The sequence below is a fragment of the Streptomyces sp. NPDC087906 genome (genome assembly GCF_055584925.1).
This window is the reverse complement of sequence record NZ_JBVJLC010000008.1, coordinates 235,493-256,396: the sequence shown is the minus strand read 5'-3', so window position 1 is coordinate 256,396 and position 20,904 is coordinate 235,493. Positions and strand designations below refer to the sequence as shown.

At 70.4% G+C, this 20,904-nt stretch carries 21 protein-coding genes; 13 read left to right on the top strand and 8 right to left on the bottom strand.

The window, feature by feature from the left end:
• Positions 1-109 precede the first annotated feature (109 nt).
• The 5 genes from ACZ63I_RS24310 to ACZ63I_RS24290 all read left to right on the top strand — a co-directional run bounded on the left by ACZ63I_RS24310 (position 110) and on the right by ACZ63I_RS24290 (position 5,089).
• Positions 110-1,048: a coiled-coil domain-containing protein gene (locus ACZ63I_RS24310; RefSeq protein WP_041984278.1), complete on the top strand. Its 939-nt coding sequence runs from the start codon at positions 110-112 to the stop codon at positions 1,046-1,048.
• 138 nt (positions 1,049-1,186) lie between these two features.
• Positions 1,187-2,212, top strand: a complete 1,026-nt coding sequence (locus ACZ63I_RS24305; RefSeq protein WP_469341093.1) for an ABC transporter ATP-binding protein — start codon at positions 1,187-1,189, stop codon at positions 2,210-2,212.
• Positions 2,213-2,215: 3 nt separating this feature from the next.
• Positions 2,216-2,995 carry an ABC transporter permease gene (locus tag ACZ63I_RS24300; protein WP_469341092.1) on the top strand — a complete coding sequence of 260 codons (780 nt, stop codon included), beginning with the start codon at positions 2,216-2,218 and terminating at the stop codon, positions 2,993-2,995.
• Positions 2,996-3,122: 127 nt separating this feature from the next.
• A complete protein-coding gene (locus ACZ63I_RS24295; RefSeq protein WP_469341091.1) occupies positions 3,123-4,268 on the top strand; it encodes an ABC transporter ATP-binding protein in 1,146 nt (381 codons plus the stop codon).
• Positions 4,265-5,089: an ABC transporter permease gene (locus tag ACZ63I_RS24290; protein WP_469341090.1), complete on the top strand. Its 825-nt coding sequence runs from the start codon at positions 4,265-4,267 to the stop codon at positions 5,087-5,089. Before ACZ63I_RS24295 ends, ACZ63I_RS24290 begins: the two co-directional genes overlap by 4 nt.
• 77 nt (positions 5,090-5,166) lie before the next feature.
• Here the strand turns inward: ACZ63I_RS24290 and ACZ63I_RS24285 are convergent, their stop codons facing one another.
• Entirely contained in the window at positions 5,167-5,496 is a 330-nt protein-coding gene (locus tag ACZ63I_RS24285) for an ATP/GTP-binding protein (protein ID WP_469341089.1), read from the bottom strand.
• 209 nt (positions 5,497-5,705) lie between these two features.
• Between ACZ63I_RS24285 and ACZ63I_RS24280 the strand changes: the two genes are divergently transcribed.
• Positions 5,706-6,731 (top strand): LLM class flavin-dependent oxidoreductase, encoded by a 1,026-nt coding sequence (locus ACZ63I_RS24280; protein WP_469341088.1) that lies wholly within the window; start codon positions 5,706-5,708, stop codon positions 6,729-6,731.
• A 45-nt stretch (positions 6,732-6,776) separates the two neighbouring features.
• On the opposite strand, the gene ACZ63I_RS24275 is transcribed toward ACZ63I_RS24280, so the two are convergent.
• Complete coding sequence (locus ACZ63I_RS24275) at positions 6,777-7,169, bottom strand: SCO5389 family protein (protein WP_469341087.1); 393 nt, start codon at positions 7,167-7,169, stop codon at positions 6,777-6,779.
• Between the two features lie 213 nt (positions 7,170-7,382).
• Here ACZ63I_RS24275 and nucS point away from each other — a divergent pair, with 213 nt between their 5' ends.
• Positions 7,383-8,042, top strand: coding sequence for an endonuclease NucS (gene nucS / locus ACZ63I_RS24270; protein ID WP_469341086.1), 660 nt, complete (start codon positions 7,383-7,385; stop codon positions 8,040-8,042).
• A gap of 110 nt (positions 8,043-8,152) precedes the next feature.
• Positions 8,153-8,512, top strand: a complete 360-nt coding sequence (locus ACZ63I_RS24265) for a DUF6204 family protein (protein ID WP_469341085.1) — start codon at positions 8,153-8,155, stop codon at positions 8,510-8,512.
• Between the two features lie 15 nt (positions 8,513-8,527).
• On the opposite strand, the gene ACZ63I_RS24260 is transcribed toward ACZ63I_RS24265, so the two are convergent.
• On the bottom strand, positions 8,528-10,069 hold the full coding sequence (locus ACZ63I_RS24260) for an MFS transporter (RefSeq protein ID WP_469341084.1): 1,542 nt from the start codon (positions 10,067-10,069) through the stop codon (positions 8,528-8,530).
• Positions 10,070-10,165: 96 nt separating this feature from the next.
• Here ACZ63I_RS24260 and ACZ63I_RS24255 point away from each other — a divergent pair, with 96 nt between their 5' ends.
• Positions 10,166-10,702, top strand: a complete 537-nt coding sequence (locus tag ACZ63I_RS24255; protein WP_469341083.1) for a TetR/AcrR family transcriptional regulator — start codon at positions 10,166-10,168, stop codon at positions 10,700-10,702.
• Between the two features lie 6 nt (positions 10,703-10,708).
• Here the strand turns inward: ACZ63I_RS24255 and ACZ63I_RS24250 are convergent, their stop codons facing one another.
• From ACZ63I_RS24250 to ACZ63I_RS24240, 3 genes are all read right to left on the bottom strand, one after another.
• Entirely contained in the window at positions 10,709-13,465 is a 2,757-nt protein-coding gene (locus ACZ63I_RS24250) for a tetratricopeptide repeat protein (protein ID WP_469341082.1), read from the bottom strand.
• A 225-nt stretch (positions 13,466-13,690) separates the two neighbouring features.
• On the bottom strand, positions 13,691-14,014 hold the full coding sequence (locus ACZ63I_RS24245) for an STAS domain-containing protein (protein WP_041984301.1): 324 nt from the start codon (positions 14,012-14,014) through the stop codon (positions 13,691-13,693).
• Between the two features lie 151 nt (positions 14,015-14,165).
• Entirely contained in the window at positions 14,166-15,014 is an 849-nt protein-coding gene (locus ACZ63I_RS24240) for a 3-hydroxyacyl-CoA dehydrogenase family protein (RefSeq protein ID WP_469341081.1), read from the bottom strand.
• A 221-nt stretch (positions 15,015-15,235) separates the two neighbouring features.
• Between ACZ63I_RS24240 and ACZ63I_RS24235 the strand changes: the two genes are divergently transcribed.
• From ACZ63I_RS24235 to ACZ63I_RS24220, 4 genes are all read left to right on the top strand, one after another.
• Positions 15,236-15,808: a cob(I)yrinic acid a,c-diamide adenosyltransferase gene (locus ACZ63I_RS24235; RefSeq protein ID WP_469341080.1), complete on the top strand. Its 573-nt coding sequence runs from the start codon at positions 15,236-15,238 to the stop codon at positions 15,806-15,808.
• A 106-nt stretch (positions 15,809-15,914) separates the two neighbouring features.
• On the top strand, positions 15,915-17,150 hold the full coding sequence (locus tag ACZ63I_RS24230) for a sensor histidine kinase (protein ID WP_469341079.1): 1,236 nt from the start codon (positions 15,915-15,917) through the stop codon (positions 17,148-17,150).
• On the top strand, positions 17,147-17,797 hold the full coding sequence (locus ACZ63I_RS24225) for a response regulator (RefSeq protein ID WP_469341078.1): 651 nt from the start codon (positions 17,147-17,149) through the stop codon (positions 17,795-17,797). Before ACZ63I_RS24230 ends, ACZ63I_RS24225 begins: the two co-directional genes overlap by 4 nt.
• Before the next feature lie 144 nt (positions 17,798-17,941).
• Positions 17,942-19,819 carry a glycosyl hydrolase family 18 protein gene (locus tag ACZ63I_RS24220; RefSeq protein WP_469341077.1) on the top strand — a complete coding sequence of 626 codons (1,878 nt, stop codon included), beginning with the start codon at positions 17,942-17,944 and terminating at the stop codon, positions 19,817-19,819.
• Positions 19,820-19,900: 81 nt separating this feature from the next.
• Here the strand turns inward: ACZ63I_RS24220 and ACZ63I_RS24215 are convergent, their stop codons facing one another.
• Together ACZ63I_RS24215 and ACZ63I_RS24210 are read right to left on the bottom strand one after the other, a co-directional pair.
• Positions 19,901-20,347, bottom strand: a complete 447-nt coding sequence (locus tag ACZ63I_RS24215) for a DUF2550 domain-containing protein (protein ID WP_041984313.1) — start codon at positions 20,345-20,347, stop codon at positions 19,901-19,903.
• A 126-nt stretch (positions 20,348-20,473) separates the two neighbouring features.
• Positions 20,474-20,848 carry a F0F1 ATP synthase subunit epsilon gene (locus ACZ63I_RS24210; RefSeq protein ID WP_469341076.1) on the bottom strand — a complete coding sequence of 125 codons (375 nt, stop codon included), beginning with the start codon at positions 20,846-20,848 and terminating at the stop codon, positions 20,474-20,476.
• Positions 20,849-20,904: the final 56 nt, after the last annotated feature.

Genomic DNA, 20,904 nt, shown 5'->3' with positions numbered 1-20,904 from the left:
CAAAAGGCTGGACATTGTCCGTATCAAACCGGCATCAACTCGATGACACGCCGCTTCGGCCCCTAGGATTCCCCCTATCACCTCACCGGTCTCATTCGACAGGAACCCCATGAGCGACACATCCTCCCCATTCGGCTTCGAGCTCGTGCGGCGTGGTTACGACCGCGGTCAGGTGGACGACCGCATTACCAAACTCGTCGCCGACCGTGACAGTGCACTCGCCCGCATCACCTCTCTCGAAAAGCGCATCGAGGAGCTCCACCTCGAAACGCAGAACGCCCAGGCCCAGGTCAGCGACGCCGAGCCGTCGTACGCGGGGCTCGGCGCGCGCGTCGAGAAGATCCTCCGTCTCGCCGAGGAGGAGGCGAAGGACCTGCGCGAGGAGGCCCGTCGCGCGGCCGAACAGCACCGCGAGCTGGCCGAGTCGGCGGCTCAGCAGGTGCGCAACGACGCCGAGTCGTTCGCCTCCGAGCGGAAGGCGAAGGCGGAGGACGAGGGCGTCCGGATCGTCGAGAAGGCCAAGGGCGACGCCTCGACGCTGCGCTCCGAGGCGCAGAAGGACGCGCAGTCCAAGCGCGAGGAGGCCGACGCGCTCTTCGAGGAGACCCGCGCCAAGGCCGCCCAGGCCGCGGCGGACTTCGAGACGAACCTCGCCAAGCGGCGTGAGCAGTCCGAGCGCGACCTGGCGTCGCGTCAGGCGAAGGCCGAGAAGCGCCTGGCGGAGATCGAGCACCGCGCCGAGCAGCTCCGGCTCGAGGCCGAGAAGCTGCGCACGGACGCGGAGCGCAGGGCCCGGCAGACGGTGGAGACGGCGCAGCGCCAGTCCGAGGACATCGTGGCGGACGCGAACGCCAAGGCCGACCGGATCCGCAGCGAGTCGGAGCGCGAGCTGGCGGCGCTCACCAACCGCCGCGACTCGATCAACGCCCAGCTCACCAACGTCCGCGAGATGCTGGCGACGCTGACCGGCGCCGCTGTCGCCGCCGCCGGCACCCCCGCCGACGACGAGCCGATCTCGCGCGGTGTGCCGGCCCAGCAGTCCCGCTGAGCACCGGCGCTCCCGCAGGGTCCCGGCGCCCACGCGGAACCCGGCGGCTGTCCGGAACCCGGCAGTCCGGGTAACAATCGCGTCAAGCCCCTCGCCACTCCGGTGGCGGGGGGCTTTTCGCACCTTTAGGTTGGCCGCATGATCGAGGTCGCGGGGCTCACCAAACATTTCGGCCGCAAGGTCGCGGTCGACCATCTCTCCTTCCAGGTGAGACCGGGTGTGGTGACGGGGTTTCTGGGCCCCAACGGGGCGGGCAAGTCAACGACGATGCGGATGATGCTCGACCTGGACAACCCGACCGGCGGGTCGGTGCGGATCGACGGGAAGCAGTACCGGAACCTGACCGACCCGCTGCAGCACATCGGGGCGCTGCTGGAGGCCAAGGCCATGCACGGCGGCCGCAGCGCGTACAACAACCTGCTCTGCCTGGCGCAGAGCAACCGGATCCCGCGCCGCCGGGTGGACGAGGTCCTCGACATGGTCGGGCTGACCGCCGTGGCCAAGAAGAAGTCGAAGGGCTTCTCGCTCGGTATGGGCCAGCGCCTCGGCATCGCCTGCGCGCTGCTCGGCGACCCCGAGATCCTGATGTTCGACGAACCGGTCAACGGCCTTGACCCGGAAGGGATCCACTGGATCCGCAATCTGATGAAGGCGCTCGCGGCCGAGGGCAGGACGATCTTCGTCTCCAGCCATCTGATGAGTGAAATGGCCCTGACCGCCGACCACTTGATCGTGATCGGGCAGGGCAGGCTGCTGGCGAACACGTCCATGGCGGACTTCATCCACGAGAACTCACGCAGCTACGCCCGGGTGCGTTCGCCGCAGCCCGAGCGGCTGAAGGACGTCCTGCACGAGGCCGGCATCAGCGCGATCGAGGCGGCCGACGGGACGCTGGAGGTGGACGGCTCCGAGACCGAGCCGCTGGGCGACCTGGCCGCCGAGCACGGCATCACCCTGCACGAGCTGAGCGCCCAACGCGCCTCGCTGGAAGACGCCTTCATGCAGATGACGGCCGAATCCGTCGAGTACCACGCCCATTCCGGTGCGGGCGGGCAGCCGCCGGCCGCCGGTCCCCAGCAGGGGCCGCCGCAGGGACCACCGGCAGGACCGCCCGCGGGACCGCAGTGGGGTCCGCGCGCCGGCAACCAGGGCAAGGGAGCCTGAACGATGGCATCGGCACCAGCGGTCCTCCAGTCCGAGTGGACCAAGATCCGTACCGTTTCCTCCACCACCTGGACGCTGATCAGCGCCTTCGTGGTGACCGTCGCGCTGGGCTGGGGGCTCTCCGCGCTGTTCGACTCGCAGTACGACAGCCTGTCCCAGGCCGACAAACTCACCTTCGACCCGACCTTCACCAGCTTCTCCGGGATGATCCTCGGCCAGCTCGCCATGGTGGTCTTCGGGGTGCTGGTGGTCGGCTCCGAGTACAGCTCGGGCATGATCCGCACCTCGCTCGCCGCCGTGCCGCAGCGGGCGACGTTCCTCTTCAGCAAGATCCTGGTGGCCGGGGTGCTGGCGCTGGTGGTCGGGCTCGTCACCGGCTTCATCACCTTCTTCCTCGGCCAGAGCGCCCTCGGCGACCGCGGCACCAGCATCGGTGAGCCGAACGTGCTGCGCGCGGTCATCGGCAGCGGTCTCTACATGGGCATGATCGCCATCTTCTCGATGGGCGTCACGGCGATGCTGCGCAGCTCGATGCTGGCGCTCGGCATCCTGATGCCGTTCTTCTTCCTCGTCTCGCAGATCCTCTCGGCCGTACCCGGCGCCAAGAAGGTCGCCCTGTACTTCCCCGACCAGGCGGGGTCCAAGATCCTTCAGGTGGTCCCCGACGCGACGGGTTCGGACCGGGCGCCGTACGGGCCGTGGGAGGGATTCGGCATTCTCGCGCTGTGGGTGGTGGCGGCGCTGATCGGCGGATACGCGGTGCTGAAGAAGCGCGACGCGTAACGCGTAACGCGCGGAAGCATTTGGCCGGAACCGTCAACGCCCGGATATCCTCCTAACTCTTACGGGGGCCTTCGGTCGGGGGGACGGCCACTGCCCCGACCACCTGACCTGTCGATGGGGCTGGAGAATGATCGAGGCAGTCGGCCTGACGAAGCGCTACGGCGCCAAGACGGCCGTGTACAACCTTTCTTTCCAGGTACGCCCAGGCACCGTCACCGGTTTTCTGGGCCCCAACGGTTCCGGCAAGTCCACGACGATGCGGATGATCCTGGGGCTCGATCAGCCCAGCGCCGGTCATGTCACGGTGGGCGGGCACCCCTTCCGGCAGCTCCCGAACGCGCCGCGCCAGGTCGGCGCGCTGCTCGACGCGAAGGCCGTGCACGGCGGCCGCACCGCGCGCAACCACCTGCTGTCGCTGGCCCAGCTCTCCGGGATCCCGGCGACCCGGGTGGACGAGGTGCTGGGCGTGGTGGGCCTGCAAGATGTGGCCCGCAAGCGGTCGAACGGGTTCTCGCTGGGCATGGGGCAGCGGCTCGGCATCGCCGCGGCGCTGCTCGGCGATCCGCAGGTGCTGCTGTTCGACGAGCCGGTCAACGGTCTCGACCCCGAGGGCATCCTGTGGGTCCGCAATCTGATGAAGCAGCTCGCGAGCGAGGGCCGTACCGTCTTCGTCTCCTCGCACCTGATGAGCGAGATGGCCGTCACCGCCGAGCATCTGATCGTGATCGGCCGGGGGCAGTTGCTCGCCGACATGAGCGTCCGCGACTTCATCTCGCACAACTCGGCCGACTTCGCGCGGGTGCGCACGGCGGACGTCGATCCTGAGCGCCGGGAGAAGCTGACGGCGGCGCTCATCGAGGCGGGCGGCCAGGTGATGCCCGAGCCGGACGGCGCGCTGCGGATCACCGGGCTGCCGCTCCCCCGGATCAGCGACGTGGCCCACGACGCCGACGTACGGCTGTGGGAGCTGTCGCCGCACCAGGCCTCGCTCGAGGAGGCGTACATGCGGATGACGCAGCACACGGTCGACTACCGCTCGACGGCCGACGCGCTCGCCGGTTTCCAGCAGCCGCTGCCCGGCTACGGGCCGCACGGCGCCGTGCTGCCGGGCCCGCCCGCCGTCTCCGACGTACCGCAGCAGGGCTGGTACGTACCGCCGCCGCCCGGCGGGAATCCGTACGCGACGCCGGCGGCGGCACCGGACGCGGCTGTCCCCGCGGCGGCCGCCGAGAGCGCCCCGACGAAGCGCGACGAGACCGAGGACGCCCGATGACGACCCCGTACCAGCAGCAGCGGCAGCCGCAGGGCTATGTCTCGCCGATCCCGGTGCGCCGGGCCACCCTGAGCGACGCGGTCGCCTCCGAGTGGACCAAGCTGCGGTCGCTGCGCTCCACGATGTGGACGCTCGGCGTGCTGATCTTCCTGATCGTGGCCGTCGGACTGCTGGCCGCCGTGGCCAGCAACGCCACCTCGTCGACCGACGAGGACGCCCTGAGCCTCGGCTTCTTCGGAGTGCTGCTCGGCTCCATCTGCGTGATGACCCTGGGCGTGCTGACGATGACCGCCGAGTACGGCACGGGCATGATCCGCACGACCCTGACGGCCTGCCCCAGCCGGGCGCGGGTGCTGGCGGCGAAGTCGCTGGTCTTCTTCCTGCTGGTCTTCGCGATCACGACGCTGACCACGGGGATCGTGGGCGCGCTACAGACGACGATCATGGACGTACCGTCGGCCGAGGGTGAGCGGTGGTTCCGCGCGACGGTCGGGGTCGGCCTCTATCTGGCGCTGCTCGGGCTGCTGTCGCTGGCCGTCGGGGTGCTGATCCGGCATTCGGCAGGCGCGATCACGATCATGATCGGGATCGTCCTGCTGCCGCTGGTGATGGCGCTGTTCATGATCTCGGACGGGCTCTCTAACCTGCGTGACGCGCTGTTCGAGTACTCGGTGCCGAGCCAGCTCGCGGTCTTCTACGACAACTCGGTGGGGCCACCGGGCACCGGGCCCACCGGCTGGGACCCGCTGTGGATCATGCTGGTGGTGACGCTGGCCGCGCTGGTCGGGGCGTTCTTCGCGCTGGACCGCAGGGACGTCTGACGCCGGACCGGACCGCCGGATCTCCTGGCTCGGTACCTGGCCGAGCACCCGGCTCCGCACCTGGCCGAGCAGCCGGTTCAGTACCTGGGCGCGTTACGGGACCGCTGCACTCGCGTGGTGCGGCGGTCCTTCGCGTTCCAGCACGCCTGGTGCCAGTGCCGCCGGTCTTCGACGCCGCCGTACTCCGGCCAGGCCACCACATGGGCGAGCCCTGACGGGATCTCCTGGTCGCAGCCGGGGCAGCGGTACCGCTTGCCCGCAGCGCTCGCGCCCGCGACATGGCGGACGCACCACTCCTCGCCCTGCCAGGACTCCGTCCGCTGGAAACCGCCGTACCTGCCACCGGACTCACCGGCGCTCTCGGTCGGTTTCTCGCCGCCTCGGGGGCGGTTGCGGCGCGGGGACACAGGACACCTCACGGGGCAGGAAGCACGGTTCCGCTCCAGCCTACGGCCCGTGAGAGGGGGCACGTGTCTTCTGTGGCGCGTGAATGGCGGAGGCACAGGAGGTACTTACCGGACAATCGCACGAACTTTGCGCCGAGCCGTGCCTTTGGCACGTGTCACGCGTTATTGCCGGTAGGGGGAGTCGCGTCGGCCTTGAGGAGGCAGAAGCGATGCGGGTTGGAGCATTTGTACTGGCCGCGCAGTTCCCGGGCCAGGGCCAGGGAGAGGCGCTGCACCGGGCGGTGCGCACCGCCGAGACCGCCGAGGAGTCGGGACTCGACTCCGTCTGGCTGGCCGAGCACCATTTCGTGCCGTACGGGGTGTGCCCGTCGGCCGTGACACTCGCCGGCCTGCTGCTGGGACGGACCCGACACATCCGGGTGGGTACGGCGGTCAGCGTGTTGCCGAACGCACATCCGGTGGCGCTCGGCGAGCAGGCGGCGCTGCTGCATCTGCTGTCCGACGGGCGGTTCTCGCTCGGGGTCGGCCGCGGCGGGCCGTGGGTCGACCTTGAGGTGTTCGGCGCGGGTCTCGACGCGTACGAGCACGACTTCCCCGAGTCGCTCGGGCTGCTGCTGCGCTGGCTGCGGGAGCCGCGCGTCGCCGCGACCGGCGACCGGTTCGTCTTCCGCGAGGTGCCCGTGGTGCCCCGGCCGGACGAACTCCTCGACCAGGAAGGGCCGGAGGTCATCGTCGCGTGCACCTCACCGAAAAGCGTGAAACTCGCCGCCCTGCACGGGCTGCCCATGCTGCTGGGCATGCACTGCGACGACGAGGAGAAGGCCGGGATGGTCGCGCTGTGGCGGGCGCACGCCCACGCGGCCGGACACAGTCAGGAGGTCGTCGCCGCCGTGCGGCATGTGTCGGTGGGAGTCGCGCAGATCGCGGACGACACGGCCGAGGCGACCGAGACCCTGCTCAAGGCGATGCCGGGCTGGCTGCGCCAGGGGCTCGGCGCGCATACGACGGTCGACGGGAGGCAGCGCGCGATGCGCGATCCCGTCGCGTACACGGAACTGCTGTGCGGTCTGCACCCGGTGGGGCCACCGGAGTTGGCGGCCGACCGGCTGGCGGCCACGTCGGAACGTACCGGCATCAGCCGCTTCGCGCTGCTGGTCGAGGGCTCGGGCGATCTGGTGGCGACGGAGGAGAACGTACGGCGGCTGGGCTCCGAGGTGCTGCCCCGGCTCGGCTGACCGCCGGCGTACGGCCGGCCACCGGCCGCACGCCGAGCGGCAGGTTCAGCAGTCGCGCAATTCCGGGGACTGGTTGAGCAACTGGGCCCGTACCGAGGTGAAGCGGGCAAGCCGCTCATCGACCGAGGAGTCCAGCGGGAACACCGCGACACGGTGGCAGTTCTGGAACGCGAGGCGCACTCCGAAATGCCGCTGGAGTGCGCCACGAATGGCGTCACTCGCGAGTGCGCGCAACAGCTCACCACGTGCGTGCTCGTCCGGCGGCGGCGTCTGGTTGTCGGCGAAGGGGCCGCCGTCCACCTTTAGCTGTGCCACCAGCGAACTGATCATCTCCCATGCGAAGGGCAGGGAGGTCCGGACGCAGTCGACGAATTCCGCTTCGTCGACCTCGCCTCGCTCGGCCTGCTCCAACAGTGCCGGTGAGACGTCGAGCGACATGGGTTCTCCTCTCGCGACCCCAGCAAAGTGGGGCCTTACGGGCAGGGAAAGAGGCGCCGACGACGCAGCGTGCACGACCGGCGACCTCCTGCATCCACGTTATGCGCGCTGTCCGGACCGCACCAGGCGAATGGGAACACAACCGGCCACAAACGAAAGGGGCTTGAGGGGCGAATCGCGCCGGGTGGCGGCAGTCGAGTAGCGTTGCCCACCATGCGTCTCGTCATTGCCCGCTGCTCCGTGGACTACGCGGGCCGGCTCACCGCCCACCTGCCCTCCGCGCCCCGTCTGATCCTGGTCAAAGCCGACGGCAGTGTGTCCATCCACGCCGACGACCGTGCGTACAAACCACTCAACTGGATGTCGCCGCCGTGCACCTTGAAGGAGGGCGACGACGCTTGGACGGTCGTGAACAAAGCGGGCGAGAAACTGATCATCACGATGGAAGAAGTCCTGCACGACTCTTCGCATGAGCTGGGTGTCGACCCCGGGCTCATCAAGGACGGTGTGGAGGCCCATCTCCAGGAGCTGCTCGCCGACCGCATCGAGACGCTGGGCCAGGGCTACAGCCTGATCAGGCGCGAATACCCCACCGCCATCGGCCCGGTGGACATCCTGTGCCGCGACGCGGACGGCGGGACGGTCGCGGTCGAGCTGAAGCGGCGCGGCGACATCGACGGCGTCGAACAGCTCACCCGCTACCTGGAACTGCTCAACCGCGATCCCCATCTGGCCCCGGTCAAGGGCGTGTTCGCGGCCCAGGAGATCAAACCGCAGGCGCGGGTGCTGGCGACGGACCGCGGTATCGGCTGCGTGATCCTGGACTACAACGCGATGCGCGGCATCGAGGACGACAAACTCCGCCTGTTCTGAACCGAGTTGGGCCCGGCCTGCGGCAAAGCCGCGGGCCGGGCCGATTGGCTGCATGTCGCCCACGCCGGAACTCGCTGGTCCCCGCCGGTGGTGCTCGCTAGGGTCGCGGAATGAGCACTCGTACGTTCCGTGTCACCGTCCGCGGTGTCTTCGACGGACTCAGCACCGACCAGCAAGCCGAACTCCTGGCCCGCGCGCCGGAGCACGACGTCCTGCGCGCGGCTTTCACCGCTGAGGGGCACCTCAGCTACGACCTGTCGGCGCGCTCCGCCTTCACCTTCCGCTTCCAGGACTCCGGGGAGGCCGAGGAGGACATCCTGGAGGCCACCGAACGCGCCGAAGAGGCGGCGAGGACGTGGCTGGCCGAACGCGGCTACGGCTACAAGAACCTCAGAAGCACCGCGGAAGACCTCTCCCAGGCCCCGCTCGGCAAACGCCAACGCCGCGCGGCGGCCCAGCAGAACCACTGACCCGGATCGGTAGCGTCACCCGCGGACGTCCGACCGGGCCGGCAGCCAGAACAGGCCGAGGACCATGCCCGCAAGGAGCAGGCCGACGGCCACGGCCGAGGTGGACTGGAGGGCGTCGGTGAACGCGTGTGTCGCTTCGGCTCGGAGGTGGGGGACGGCCTGCACGAGGGGCAGGGGGCCGTGGTGCGCGGCGGATTCGAGGGCCGTGGCCGTTGCGCCCAGCGAGTCCTGCGCCTGTTCCGGTAGCGGGGGTGTCCACGGGGACAGCGCGTCCGTGATGCCGGCGTGGTAGCGGGTGGCGTAGATCGAGCCGAGGACCGCGACGCCCAGGGCGCCGCCGATCTGCCGGATCGCGTTGTTCGCGGCGGCCCCCGCCGCGGCTTTTCCGGGTTCGACGACAGCCATGACCAGCGGGGTCGTGGTGGCCATCACCGAACCGATACCCAGGCCCGCCAGCAGCAGAGCGGTCTCGATCAGCAGCAGCGGTGTGTGCGCGTCGAGGAAGTACAGGATGACGAACGCGACGGTCAGCGAGCCGAGTCCGAGCAGCACGGTGGCCTTCGGGCCGCGGGCGCGGGTAAGGGCGTTCGCCGCGAGGGCGGCGGCGACGCTGCCGACGGCGACCGGCAGCAGGATGAGGCCGAACGCCAGTGTGGAGTCGCCCCGGATCAGCAGGCTGTAGAAGACGAGCAGATACGTCCCGCCGGTGATGGTGAAGAACGCCAGCGCCATGCTCAGCGTGCCCGAGGCGAAGGCGCGGTTGCGGAACAGGGAGACGTCGATGGTCGGCTCGGCCCGGCGGCGCTCCACCACCACGAACACCGCGAAGATCACCACGCCGGCGGCGATCAGGCCGGTGGTGTTCCATGCCCACCACGTGGTCTCCCCGCCGCGGATCACACCGAACACGAGCGTCGCGGCGCCCGCCACCGACAGGACGACGCCGGGTACGTCGAGCCGCCGGCTGCCGGCCGCCTTCGACTCGGGTAGCGCCCATATCGCGAGGCCGCCGGCGACGAGCACGATCGGTACGTTGATCAGGAACACCGATCCCCACCAGAACCGCTCCAGCAGCAGACCGCCGATGAGCGGTCCGAACGCGACCGACGAGCCGCCGATCGCCGACCAGACGCCCATCGCCCTGCCCTGCCGGTCGGCCGGGAACGTGTCGCGGATGATGGACAGCGTCGCCGGCGGTACGACCGCCCCGCCCAGTCCCATCACCGCGCGCCAGAGGATCAGTTGGTCCGGCGTCGTCGAGAAGGCGGACAGCGCCGACGCGACGGCGAAGACCGCGAGACCGATCAGCAGGACCCGCTTGCGGCCGTACCGGTCGGCGAGGATGCCGGCCGGGAACATCAGCGCGGCGTAGATCAGGATGTACGAGTCGACGGCCCACTGGAGCTGGGAGTTGGACGCGGAGAGCTGTTCCTGGATGGCCCGCAGGGCGATGTTTACGATGGTGTTGTCCATCATCACCACCAGCAGGAACACGCCCAGCAGGGCGAGGACGAGCCCCGTCCTGGGCGGCGCGGTGACGGACGGTTCTGGCTGCACGAAGCGCTCCTCGGTCCCGGGTGAACACTACTTACTGAGTGCTCGCTAAGTTCAGTACCGTAACAGAGGTTAGCGACCGGTCGCTAAGATGGCCGCATGGCTCGATCCAACGCGGTAGACCGGCGGGCCCAGGTGATCGACGCGGCGATCGCCCTGTTCGCGCACACCGGGTACGAGGGCACCAAGACGAGCGCCATCGCGGCGCGGGTCGGGGTGTCGCAGCCGTATCTGTTCCAGCTCTTCCCGACCAAGAAGGCGATCTTCATCGCCGCCTGGCACAAGGCGTGCGACCGGATCGTCGGGACCCTGACAGCGGCGGTCGCCGGCACACCGCGCGAGCGGCGGCTGCCCGTACTCGCCGCCGCCTACGACGAACTCGTCAGCACGGACCGCGATCTGCTGACGATCCAGATCCACGCCTGGAGCGCCTCGGCGTCGGACGCCGACATCGCCGAGGCGACGCGGGCGGGGCTCGACCGGCTGCGGGACTCAGCCATCGAGCAGTTGGGCATCTCCGGCGAGCAGGCGACCCGGCTGCTCGCCGACATGGCGTTCTACAACATCAGCGTCGGCGTCGCGATGCGCGACCCCGGCGACTGCACGGTGAGCCGGCTGCTCCAGCAGCACCGCTGAGGCGCGTTACGCGACCGTGCCGGTGGGCTGCGGCACTCCCTCGGTGACGACCGGCGACGTACCGCTCGCCGAGGTGTCCGGGAGGGACGGGTCCGTCGGGTCGGTCGGGTCCGTCGTCGGATCCGTGGGGTCGGTCGGGTCCGTGGGGTCGGTCGGATCCGTCGGACCGCCCGTCGGGTCCGTGGGACCGGTCGGCGGCTTCGACGAGTGGGTGGGCTTCGTCGGGTGGTCCGTGGGTGACGTGTGGTGGCCGCCCGGGGTGGAGTGGCTGTCGGACGGGGACGACGGGCTGCCCGGGTCCGACGAGGCGATCGTGTCCGGGTCGGTGGGGACGCCGGTGCCGCTCGGTGCGCTGGACGTGGCCGTGTCGCCCGGAGTGCCGGGGGCGTCGCCGCTCGACTGGCCGACCGGCGACGAGGGGTCGGCCGGCGGGTCCGCGGGCAGGCCCGCGTTGTCGTCGTCCGGGCCCGTGGACTCTTCCGTGGTGACCTTGTCCGAGCCCTGCGTGTCGTTGCCCGAGGTCGCGCCCAGGGTCACCACCGTGCCCAGGACGGCGGCGAGCAGCGCGCCCGTGCCGACGGCGACCAGATTGCGGCGCGCGCCGCCGAGCAGCCGGCGGCGGCCGGCCGGCGGGGGCGTACCGCCGATCAGCGTCGGGCCCGCGGCGTAGCCGGCGGTGGCCGGTGCGGGTGACGACAGCCGCGAAGGCGGCAGTGCGGGCAGGCCCGGGGTCGGCAGCGCCGCGGCGATGGCGGGAGCGCCGGCCGGAGCGGGGCCGGCCGCGGGGGTGGTCCCCGCCAGGCTGTTCTCGCGGTCGGTGACCAGGGCCAGCGCGCGGCGCCCGGCGACCGTACCGCTCTTGTCGGCGACGGCGCCGCGCATCGCGATCGACGCCTCCAGCTCGGCGCGGGCCCGGTCGAGGTTGCCCTGGCAGAGCGCGAGCACGCCCAACTCATGGTGGAAGTACGCCTCTTCGGCGACCTCGCCGGCGATCCGCGCGGCTTCCTGGCCGGTGCGCAGCGCCCGTTCCCAGGCGCCCCAGTGCAGGCCGGCCAGGAAGGCGGGGGCGGCGCTGCGGGCCAACAGGACGGCGGCGCTGGGGTGTCCGGCCGCCGCCGGCCTGCCCTGCCCCTGTTCCGGTACGAGTTGGGCCATCGCGGCGAGGACGGCGTCCGCCTCGGCCGCCGCGCGCTCGGGGGTGACGGAGGGGTGGCCCACCCACCAGGCGTAGTGCTGGGCCGCGGTGTGCGCCTGGGCCTCGGCGTCGTCGGCGTAGCCCTTCGCGGTGAGCTGGAGGGCGACGCCGGGTGCGAGCCGGTAGCGCGAGCCGACCGGGGAGAGCAGTCCGCTGCTCATGAGTTCGCCGAGTGCAGCGTCCGCGTGGGTGTCCCCCACCAGGGCCGGCAGGTGTGCCTGGTGCGGCACCTCGCCGCCGAGCGCCACGGCGAAGCGCAGCGTCGCGCGGGCGGAGTCGCTGAGCCGGGAGGCGAGCAGATCGGCGGGGGCCGCGCCCTCACCGACGCTGGGCAGCGGGATGTCGTACCCCTCGGCGCTGTCGGTCGTGGCGTCGAACGCCGGGTCGAAGGCGCTGCCGGACGTCGTCTCCCGGCCGTGGTCCCCCGACGGCTTGGCGAACGGCTCGAACTCGTCGAAGATCTGCGGATCGCGGCGCAGTTGGTCGCGCTGCCGCAGCAGCGCGCCGGCCTGCACGAAGCGCAGCGGCAGTCCCTCGGACTCGAACCAGAGGTCGCCCGCCCAGTTGGCCTCCTCGTCGGTGAGCGGCCGCTCGACGGCGCGCTCCAGGAGTTCCAGCGACGAGCCGCGGCCGAGGCCGCCGAGGAAGATCTCCTCGACCGCCGTCTCCGCCGAGGGGGCGCTCACCTCGGGGGTCACAGCGAGCAGGTACGCGCATTCGGGGGTGGCGCCGAGCAGTTCGTCGAGTGCGGCGCCGCCGAATTCGAGGTCGTCCACGATGACGACGGCCCCGATCCCCCGGACGCGGTCGAGCAGTTCGGGGCGGTCGGGCCTGACCAGCTCGGACTCGTAGACGGCGTTGTGGAGTTCGTGGAGCAGTTCGACGGAGGTGCGGCGGTGGCCGGAGAGCCGGATGACCCCGTCGGGCGCCGTGTCCGCGCAGTCGGCCGCTACGGCGTCGAGCAGCGCGGTGCGTCCTGATCCGGGGGCGCCGGACAGCCGTATGGACCGGCCGCGGCCCAGCAGCCGTATCAGCCGGTCGTGTTCGTCCTGCCGCTCAAGGAGCGGGAGCGGCGGGGCGGCGGGTCCCGGCGGTACGGGCGGGCGGGCGGCGCGCTGCCGGGCGCCGCGGTCGGCCGGGTCACGGCGTACCGGAGCGGCGGGCCTGCTGCCGGGCGGGCACGGCTCGATCTCGGTGCCGTCGACCGGGTTGACGGTGAGGAGGAAGTCACCCGAGACCAGCCGCACCGTGCGGGCGGGGTGCGGTGCGACAGGGCCCGCGCCCTTGAGGTGGCTCAGGGCGGGCAGGAGCGCCGGGTCGCGCGTCGGCCGGGGCTGCCCGACGACGTCGCGTGCGAGTTCCAGCTCGGCGGGGCGCCGCTCGACCTCGGCGGGGCGCTCGACGGGCCAGTCGTCGGCCCCGTCGTCCGCCTGGTCGTCGAGGCGCTTGTCCGGCCGCTCGAAGAGCCGTGCGTCGGACCGTACGTCGGACCGCTCGAAAAGCCGTTCCTCCGGCCGTTCGAAGGGCCGCTCGTCGTCGGCGCGGTTCTCTTCGGGTCCCCGGTTCATCGGGTCCATCGTCAAATCCCCCAGATCAAGGCGTGTAGGTCTCCCCCGGCCTCACAACACGCCCATCTGTCGGTTCTGGTCCGGTGCGGTGTCTGCGTCAGCGGTTCGATCGATTCAGTGGTCCGGTAGATCGGCAGACGGCCGAACCATAGACCTCAGCACTGTATCCAGGAACACCCGGGGTACCACCCCGTCCAAGACGTCACGGTCTTATGAGGATTGTGCTCAGACCCGTGGCAGTGACTCTGCGGCGATTCCGCCCTCGATGGCGAGAATGCGGTGCAGTCGGGTGGCCACCAGCAGACGCTGCATCTGGGGCGGCACCCCGCGCAGCACAAGCCTACGGCCGCACCTCCCCGCGCGTCGGTGGGCTCCCATGATGACGCCGAGTCCCGTGGCGTCCCAGGAGTCCAGATCGGTCAGGTCGAGCACGAGGTCGCCGACGCCGTCGTCGACTGCCGAGTGCAGGACCGTGCGGGCGTCCGCCGCGCTGCGTACGTCGAGGCGGCCCCCGACGACCAGCTCGGCGTGGTCGCCCCTGATGTGCATATGCGCTCCCCGAGAGTGCGTCAGTGCTCCGTGTCTGTCTGCTCTGTCGTATGACAACTGACTGACTGTCCGACAGCAGTGGAAGTTGCCGTCCGTAAGCGAACCGATACCGAATTCACCCGGTGGGGTGGCTCAATTCGGTCAAGCCGGTTCAGTGCTTGTAGAACCCCTGCCCGCTCTTGCGGCCGATGTCACCCGCGTCCACCATCCGGCGCATCAGCTCGGGCGGTGCGAACTTCTCGTCCTGCGACTCGGTGTAGATGTTGCCGGTCGCGTGGAGCAGGATGTCGACACCGGTCAGGTCGGCGGTGGCGAGCGGTCCCATGGCGTGGCCGAAGCCGAGCTTGCAGGCGATGTCGATGTCCTCGGCGGACGCGACACCCGACTCGTACAGCTTGGCGGCCTCGACCACGAGCGCGGAGATCAGCCGTGTGGTGACGAAGCCTGCCACATCGCGGTTGACCACGATGCAGGTCTTGCCCACGGACTCGGCGAACTCCCTTGCGGTGGCGAGGGTTTCGTCGCTGGTCTTGTAGCCGCGCACCAGTTCGCAGAGCTGCATCATCGGCACGGGCGAGAAGAAGTGGGTGCCGACGACGCGGTCGGGGCGGTCGGTCACCGCGGCGATCTTGGTGATCGGGATGGCCGAGGTGTTGGAGGCGAGGACGGCGTCGTCCCGTACGAGCTTGTCGAGCGCGCGGAAGATCTCGTGCTTCACGTCGAGCTGCTCGAAGACGGCCTCGACGACGATGTCCGCGTCGGCGACGGCGTCCAGGTCGGTGGTGGTGGTGATCCGGGAGAGCGCGGCGTCGGCGTCGGCGCCTTCGAGCTTGCCCTTGGCGACGAAGCGGTCGTACGAGGCTCTGATGGTGTCGGTGCCCCTGGCCAGCGCCGCGTCGGTGACATCGCGCAGTACGACGTCCCAGCCGGCCTGGGCGGAGACCTGCGCGATCCCGGACCCCATGAGTCCGGCTCCGACGACGGCGAGTTTCCTGGCCACGACACACCTCGCGATTCTTGTTCTGCCTTGACACGTGCTTACATTCGGTCGCTCTGCCGGAGGTTAGCGGTCACCGGCCGGAGTGTGGCGCGGAAGAGATGCGCGTCACGTACCGAATGGCGGACATCACACCGGGACGGTCCATCAGCCCGCGCGCACGGCGTACTTGCGCCGTCGTCGGCATCCGGGTGTTCCGCACGACAGACCCTAGGCTTGGGCGCATGGTCAATCTGACGCGTATCTACACCCGTACCGGCGACAAGGGCACGACGGCGCTCGGCGACATGAGCCGTACCGCCAAGACCGACGTACGGATCGGGGCGTACGCCGACGCCAACGAGGCCAACGCCGCCATCGGCACCGCGATCGCTCTTGGCGCGCTGCCCGGCGCGATCGTGAAGGTGCTGGTCCGGGTCCAGAACGATCTCTTCGACGTGGGCGCGGACCTCGCGACGCCGGTGGTGGAGAACCCCGAATATCCGCCGCTGCGGGTCGAGCAGTCGTACATCGACAAGCTGGAGGCGGACTGCGACGCGTTCCTGGCCGACCTGGAGAAGCTGCGGAGCTTCATCCTCCCGGGCGGCGCGCCGGGCGCCGCGCTGCTGCACCAGGCGTGCACGGTCGTACGGCGCGCCGAGCGGTCGACCTGGGCGGCGTTCGAGACGCACGGCGAGACGATGAACCCGCTCACCGCCACGTATCTCAACCGCCTCTCCGACCTGCTGTTCATCCTCGCCCGCGCCGCGAACAAGGAGACGGGGGACGTGCTCTGGGTGCCCGGCGGCGAGCGCTGAGCCCGCGCGCGTCGGCGGCGGCGCTACGAACACTGCATCCTTCGATGTAGCGGGGCTCGCCCGGTAAGGGGAGGACGGTGCGCGCCGTGCCCTGTTTGATGGAGGGGTGAGCATCGACCTCCGGAAATTCGGCCACTTCGGTCGCTTCGGCCGCTTCGGCCCCTTCCGTCCGCACCGCGACGACATCCTCATCGCGGCGGCCGGGCTGCTCGGCGGTCTGCTGCTGTGGGGCCTGGGCGTCGAGAACCAGCCGGGGCGCCCGCTGGCGGGCGTGTGGGTGCTGGTGCCCGTGGTCGTCACGGCCGCGATGGAGCTGCTGCGCAGGACGGCGCCGGGGCCCGCGCTCGTGGTCGGCACGCTCGCGCTGGTCGCCGACCAGTTCACGCAGGGCAGCATCGCGACGATCGTGATGTTCACGGACCTGGTGTACGCGGCCGTGCTGTACGGCTCCGCGGCCACGGCGCGCCGGCTCCCCCGGCTGACCGCGCTGCTCACGGTCGTGGTGACGATCGGCTTCGTGGTCTGGCTGCACTCGGTGGAGGGGCTGCTGCTCGGGGTGGTCATCGGGGTCCTCGGCTTCGGCCCCGCCGCCACCGGCGCGCTCGTACGCAACCACCGCGACGCGGCGGACGCGGCCCGGCTGCGGGCCGAGCAGACTGCGCTGCTGGCCGAGGTCGACAGGGTCCAGGCGGTGGCGGCCGAGCGGGCGCGGATGGCGCGGGAGCTGCACGACATGGTGGCCAACCACCTCTCGGCCATCGCGATCCACTCGACGGCCGCGCTGTCGCTGGACGACGAGCGCACCAGCCGCGAGGCGCTCGGTGTGATCCGGGAGAACAGCGTCCAAGGGCTGGCGGAGATGCGCCGGCTGATCGGGCTGCTGCGCACCACGGGAGGCGAGAGCGAACCGACCGTCGCGCCGACCCTGGACGCCCTCGACACGCTGCTGGAGCAGGCCCGGGTGAACGGCGCGCCCAGCGGGCTGACGTTCGCCCTCGACGACCGGCGCGACGGCGCGGCGAAGCTGCCGGCGCCGGTCGAGCTGGCCGCGTACCGCATCGTCCAGGAGTCGCTGACCAACGCGCTCAAGCACGGTGCGAGCGGCGAGGTCACCGTCGAGCTCGTCCGCACCAGGCGGGCGCTGACGGTGGAGGTGAGCAGCCCGTACGGGGACCGGCCGGGGCCGCGCGCGCCGGGGTCGGGCGCGGGACTCGTCGGGATGCGGGAGCGTACCGCCCTGCTGGAAGGGGAGTTCGAAGCGGGCCCGGTGGCCGCGGGTGACGGCAAGAGCTGGCAGGTGCGGGCGGTGCTGCCCGTCGGGGAAGAGGACGGAACACGATGACGATCAGGGTGCTGGTCGCCGACGACCAGGCGGCGGTGCGCGCGGGCATTGTGCTCATCCTGGGCAGCGCCGACGACATCGAGGTGGTCGGTGAGGCCGCCGACGGCGCGCAGGCGCTGGCGATGGCCCGTGAGCTGCGGCCCGATCTGGTGCTGATGGACATTCAGATGCCGCGGGTGGACGGGGTTTCGGCGACCCGGCAGGTGGTCGCCGAGGGGTTGGCCGATGTGCTCGTGCTGACCACGTTCGACCTGGACGAGTACGTCTTCGGGGCGCTGCGCGCGGGAGCCGCCGGGTTCCTGCTGAAGAACACCGAGGCCCGGGACCTGCTGGCGGCCGTACGGACGGTGGCGGCCGGCGAGGGGCTGATCGCGCCCGCCGTGACCCGCCGGCTGATCGCGGAATTCGCCTCGCCCACCACCGGGCGCGGCAGCAGGACCGCCGACGGCGGCGTGCTGGACGTGCTCACGCGCCGGGAGCGCGAGGTGTTCTTCTGCCTGGGCGAGGGGCTGTCCAACGGGGAGATCGCCAGGCGCCTGTCGATGGCGGAGGCCACGGTCAAGACCCATGTGAGCAGGCTGCTCGCCAAGCTCGATCTGCGCAGCCGGGTGCAAGCGGCCGTTCTCGCGCAGGAGTTGGGTGGCTGACCAGCGCGGGCGACTTTGGTCCAGACCTCTTGACGATTGGTCCAGACCTTCCTACTCTCACCGCACACACCGCGGTGAGCCGTCGCGGCGTGTGCAGTGCACGGACCAACCCCGAATTGTCCGGTACTCACTCCTGGAGCACCCTTGAAGCTTCTTTCGGCACTTCACAGACCCAGATCCAGACGCAGATCCACGTCCCGAACCGTCGCGGGCCTCACCGCGCTGCTCCTCCCGCTGGCCGCCCTGGTCGGCCTCGCCTCCCCCGCGGAGGCCGCCACCTCGGCCACCGCCACCTTCACCAAGGCCTCCGACTGGGGAACCGGTTTCGAAGGCAAGTGGACGGTGAAGAACACCGGTACCACCAGCCTCAGTTCCTGGACAGTGGAGTGGGACTTCCCCTCCGGTACGGCGGTCACCTCCGCGTGGGACGCGGACGTCACCAGCTCCGGCAACCACTGGACCGGCAAGAACAAGAGCTACAACGGCACACTCGCCCCCGGCGCCTCCATCAGCTTCGGCTTCAACGGCACCGGATCCGGCTCCCCCTCGGGCTGCAAGCTCAACGGCGCCTCGTGCGACGGCGGAGTCGTCGTCCCCGGCGACAACCCGCCGTCGGCGCCCGGCACCCCGTCGGCGAGCAGCATCACCAACACCTCGGTCGTCCTGTCGTGGAGCGCCGCGACGGACGACAAGGGCATCAAGAACTACGACGTGCTGCGGGACGGCGCGAAGATCGCCACCGTCACCGGCACGACGTACACCAACACCGGCCTCACCGCCGGCACCGACTACTCGTACACCGTGCAGGCCCGTGACACGGCCGACCAGACAGGACCGGTCAGCGGCGCACGCGCGGTCCACACCACCGGCACCACCGACCCGGGCAACCCCGGGAACCCGGGCGGCAGCGGCAAGGTCAAGCTCGGCTACTTCACCGACTGGGGCATCTACGCCAGGAACTACCAGGTCAAGAATCTGGTCAGCTCCGGCTCCGCCGCCAAGATCACGCACATCAACTACGCCTTCGGCAACGTGACCGGCGGCAAGTGCACGATCGGTGACAGCTACGCGGACTACGACAAGGCGTTCACGGCAGCCGAGAGTGTCGACGGCGTCGCCGACACCTGGGACCAGCCGCTGCGCGGCAACTTCAACCAGCTCCGCAAGCTGAAGGCCAAGTACCCGAACATCAAGGTGATCTGGTCCTTCGGCGGCTGGTCCTGGTCCGGCGGCTTCGGCCAGGCGGCCCAGAACCCGACCGCCTTCGCCCAGTCCTGCTACGACCTGGTGGAGGACCCCCGGTGGGCCGATGTCTTCGACGGCATCGACATCGACTGGGAGTACCCCAACGCCTGCGGTCTGTCCTGTGACACCAGCGGCACCGCGGCCCTCAAGAACGTGGCCCAGGCGCTGCGCACCAAGTTCGGCACCAACAACCTGGTCACGGCGGCCGTCACGGCCGACGCCTCGACCGGCGGCAAGATCGACGCCGCCGACTACTCGGGCGCCGCGCAGTACCTCAACTGGTACAACGTGATGACGTACGACTTCTTCGGGGCCTTCAACGCGCAGGGCCCGACCGCCCCGCACTCCCCGCTCACCTCGTACGCCGGCATCCCGCAGCAGGGCTTCAACTCGGCCGACGCGATAGCCAAGTTCAAGGCGAAGGGCGTACCGGCGAACAAGCTGCTCCTCGGTATCGGCTTCTACGGGCGCGGCTGGACCGGCGTGACCCAGGACGCCCCGGGCGGCACCGCGACAGGACCGGCCACCGGCACCTACGAGCCGGGCATCGAGGACTACCACGTCCTCAAGAACAGTTGCCCGGCCACCGGCACCATCGCGGGCACGGCGTACGCCCACTGCGGCACCAACTGGTGGAGCTACGACACCCCGGCCACCATCACCTCCAAGATGAGCTGGGCGAAGCAGCAGGGACTCGGCGGAGCCTTCTTCTGGGAGTTCAGCGGAGACACCTCGAACGGTGAACTGGTGACCGCGCTCTCCAACGGCATCGGCTGACCGTAAAAGCACCACCACAGCACCACTGAGGGGTGCGGCGCACAACGCGCCGCACCCCTCACTGCTGCCGTCGTACGCCCGTCAGGCGACGTTCACCCGCTGGCCGGGCGGGGCCGCCTCCAGCCAGGCGAGAAAGCCGGTGAGCGCGTCGTCACTCATCGCCAGCTCCAGCCGGACACCCTGATGGGCGCAGGTCAGCACCACCGAGTCGGAGAGCAGCGCCAGCTCCTCCTCGCCCTCGGGAGCCCGCCGCGCCAGCACCTCGATGGCCGAGCGCTCCAGATTGCGGCGGGGGCGCGGCGCGTACGAGAAGACCCGGAACCAGCTCACCCGGTCGCCGTTGTAGCGGGCCACCCCGTACACCCAGCCCTTGCCGGAGAGATCGGACTTCTCGGGCACGTTCCAGCGCAGACTGCAGTCGAACGTCCCGCCGGACCGCTGGATCAGCCGCCGGCGCAGACCGAAGACGAACAGGCCCACCGCGACCAGGACGACGACCAGTCCGCACACAAGCAGAGCGAGGATCATCTACACCGACCTCCTCGCTCATCCAGTAACGGAACAAGAACCGCACCCGCATCGCCTCAGCCGCGACCCGGTCCGGAGTGGTCCGGAACAGGCCGCGGCTGAGGGTTGAAACCGTTGTGGCAGCGCCTACTTCACCGCCACCGCGCGCATTCGGACGTCGGCGCGCCGCTCGGCGTTCGCGTCGTCGTCCGACTTCGCACGTTCCAGCGCGCGCTCGGCACGCTGGGCGTCGATCTCGTCCGCCAGCTCGGCGACCTCGGCGAGCAGCGACAGCTTGTTGTCGGCGAACGAGATGAAACCGCCGTGCACAGCGGCGACGACCGTTCCACCCTCACTCGTACGAATGGTCACAGGGCCCGATTCCAGCACACCCAGCAGCGGCTGGTGACCAGGCATGACGCCGATGTCGCCGGAAGTGGTGCGCGCGACGACCAGGGTGGCCTCGCCGGACCAGACACTGCGGTCAGCGGCGACCAGCTCGACATGCAGCTCAGCAGCCATGAGGGGCTCCTCGGGTCACCACCCGACTGTTCGGCCGGGTGTTGGTCTTAATTCTA

Excerpts from the sequence above, each read along its gene's own strand:
- ACZ63I_RS24265 (WP_469341085.1), top strand. The coding sequence starts at position 8,153 with ATGAGCACTCGTACGTTCCGTGTCACCGTCCGCGGTGTCTTCGACGGA.
- ACZ63I_RS24235 (WP_469341080.1), top strand. The coding sequence starts at position 15,236 with ATGGTCAATCTGACGCGTATCTACACCCGTACCGGCGACAAGGGCACG.
- ACZ63I_RS24275 (WP_469341087.1), bottom strand. The coding sequence starts at position 7,169 with ATGTCGCTCGACGTCTCACCGGCACTGTTGGAGCAGGCCGAGCGAGGC.
- ACZ63I_RS24290 (WP_469341090.1), top strand. The coding sequence starts at position 4,265 with ATGACGACCCCGTACCAGCAGCAGCGGCAGCCGCAGGGCTATGTCTCG.
- ACZ63I_RS24300 (WP_469341092.1), top strand. The coding sequence starts at position 2,216 with ATGGCATCGGCACCAGCGGTCCTCCAGTCCGAGTGGACCAAGATCCGT.
- ACZ63I_RS24280 (WP_469341088.1), top strand. The coding sequence starts at position 5,706 with ATGCGGGTTGGAGCATTTGTACTGGCCGCGCAGTTCCCGGGCCAGGGC.
- nucS (WP_469341086.1), top strand. The coding sequence starts at position 7,383 with ATGCGTCTCGTCATTGCCCGCTGCTCCGTGGACTACGCGGGCCGGCTC.
- ACZ63I_RS24295 (WP_469341091.1), top strand. The coding sequence starts at position 3,123 with ATGATCGAGGCAGTCGGCCTGACGAAGCGCTACGGCGCCAAGACGGCC.
- ACZ63I_RS24255 (WP_469341083.1), top strand. The coding sequence starts at position 10,166 with ATGGCTCGATCCAACGCGGTAGACCGGCGGGCCCAGGTGATCGACGCG.
- ACZ63I_RS24215 (WP_041984313.1), bottom strand. The coding sequence starts at position 20,347 with ATGATCCTCGCTCTGCTTGTGTGCGGACTGGTCGTCGTCCTGGTCGCG.
- ACZ63I_RS24245 (WP_041984301.1), bottom strand. The coding sequence starts at position 14,014 with ATGCACATCAGGGGCGACCACGCCGAGCTGGTCGTCGGGGGCCGCCTC.
- ACZ63I_RS24225 (WP_469341078.1), top strand. The coding sequence starts at position 17,147 with ATGACGATCAGGGTGCTGGTCGCCGACGACCAGGCGGCGGTGCGCGCG.
- ACZ63I_RS24250 (WP_469341082.1), bottom strand. The coding sequence starts at position 13,465 with ATGAACCGGGGACCCGAAGAGAACCGCGCCGACGACGAGCGGCCCTTC.
- ACZ63I_RS24305 (WP_469341093.1), top strand. The coding sequence starts at position 1,187 with ATGATCGAGGTCGCGGGGCTCACCAAACATTTCGGCCGCAAGGTCGCG.
- ACZ63I_RS24310 (WP_041984278.1), top strand. The coding sequence starts at position 110 with ATGAGCGACACATCCTCCCCATTCGGCTTCGAGCTCGTGCGGCGTGGT.
- ACZ63I_RS24210 (WP_469341076.1), bottom strand. The coding sequence starts at position 20,848 with ATGGCTGCTGAGCTGCATGTCGAGCTGGTCGCCGCTGACCGCAGTGTC.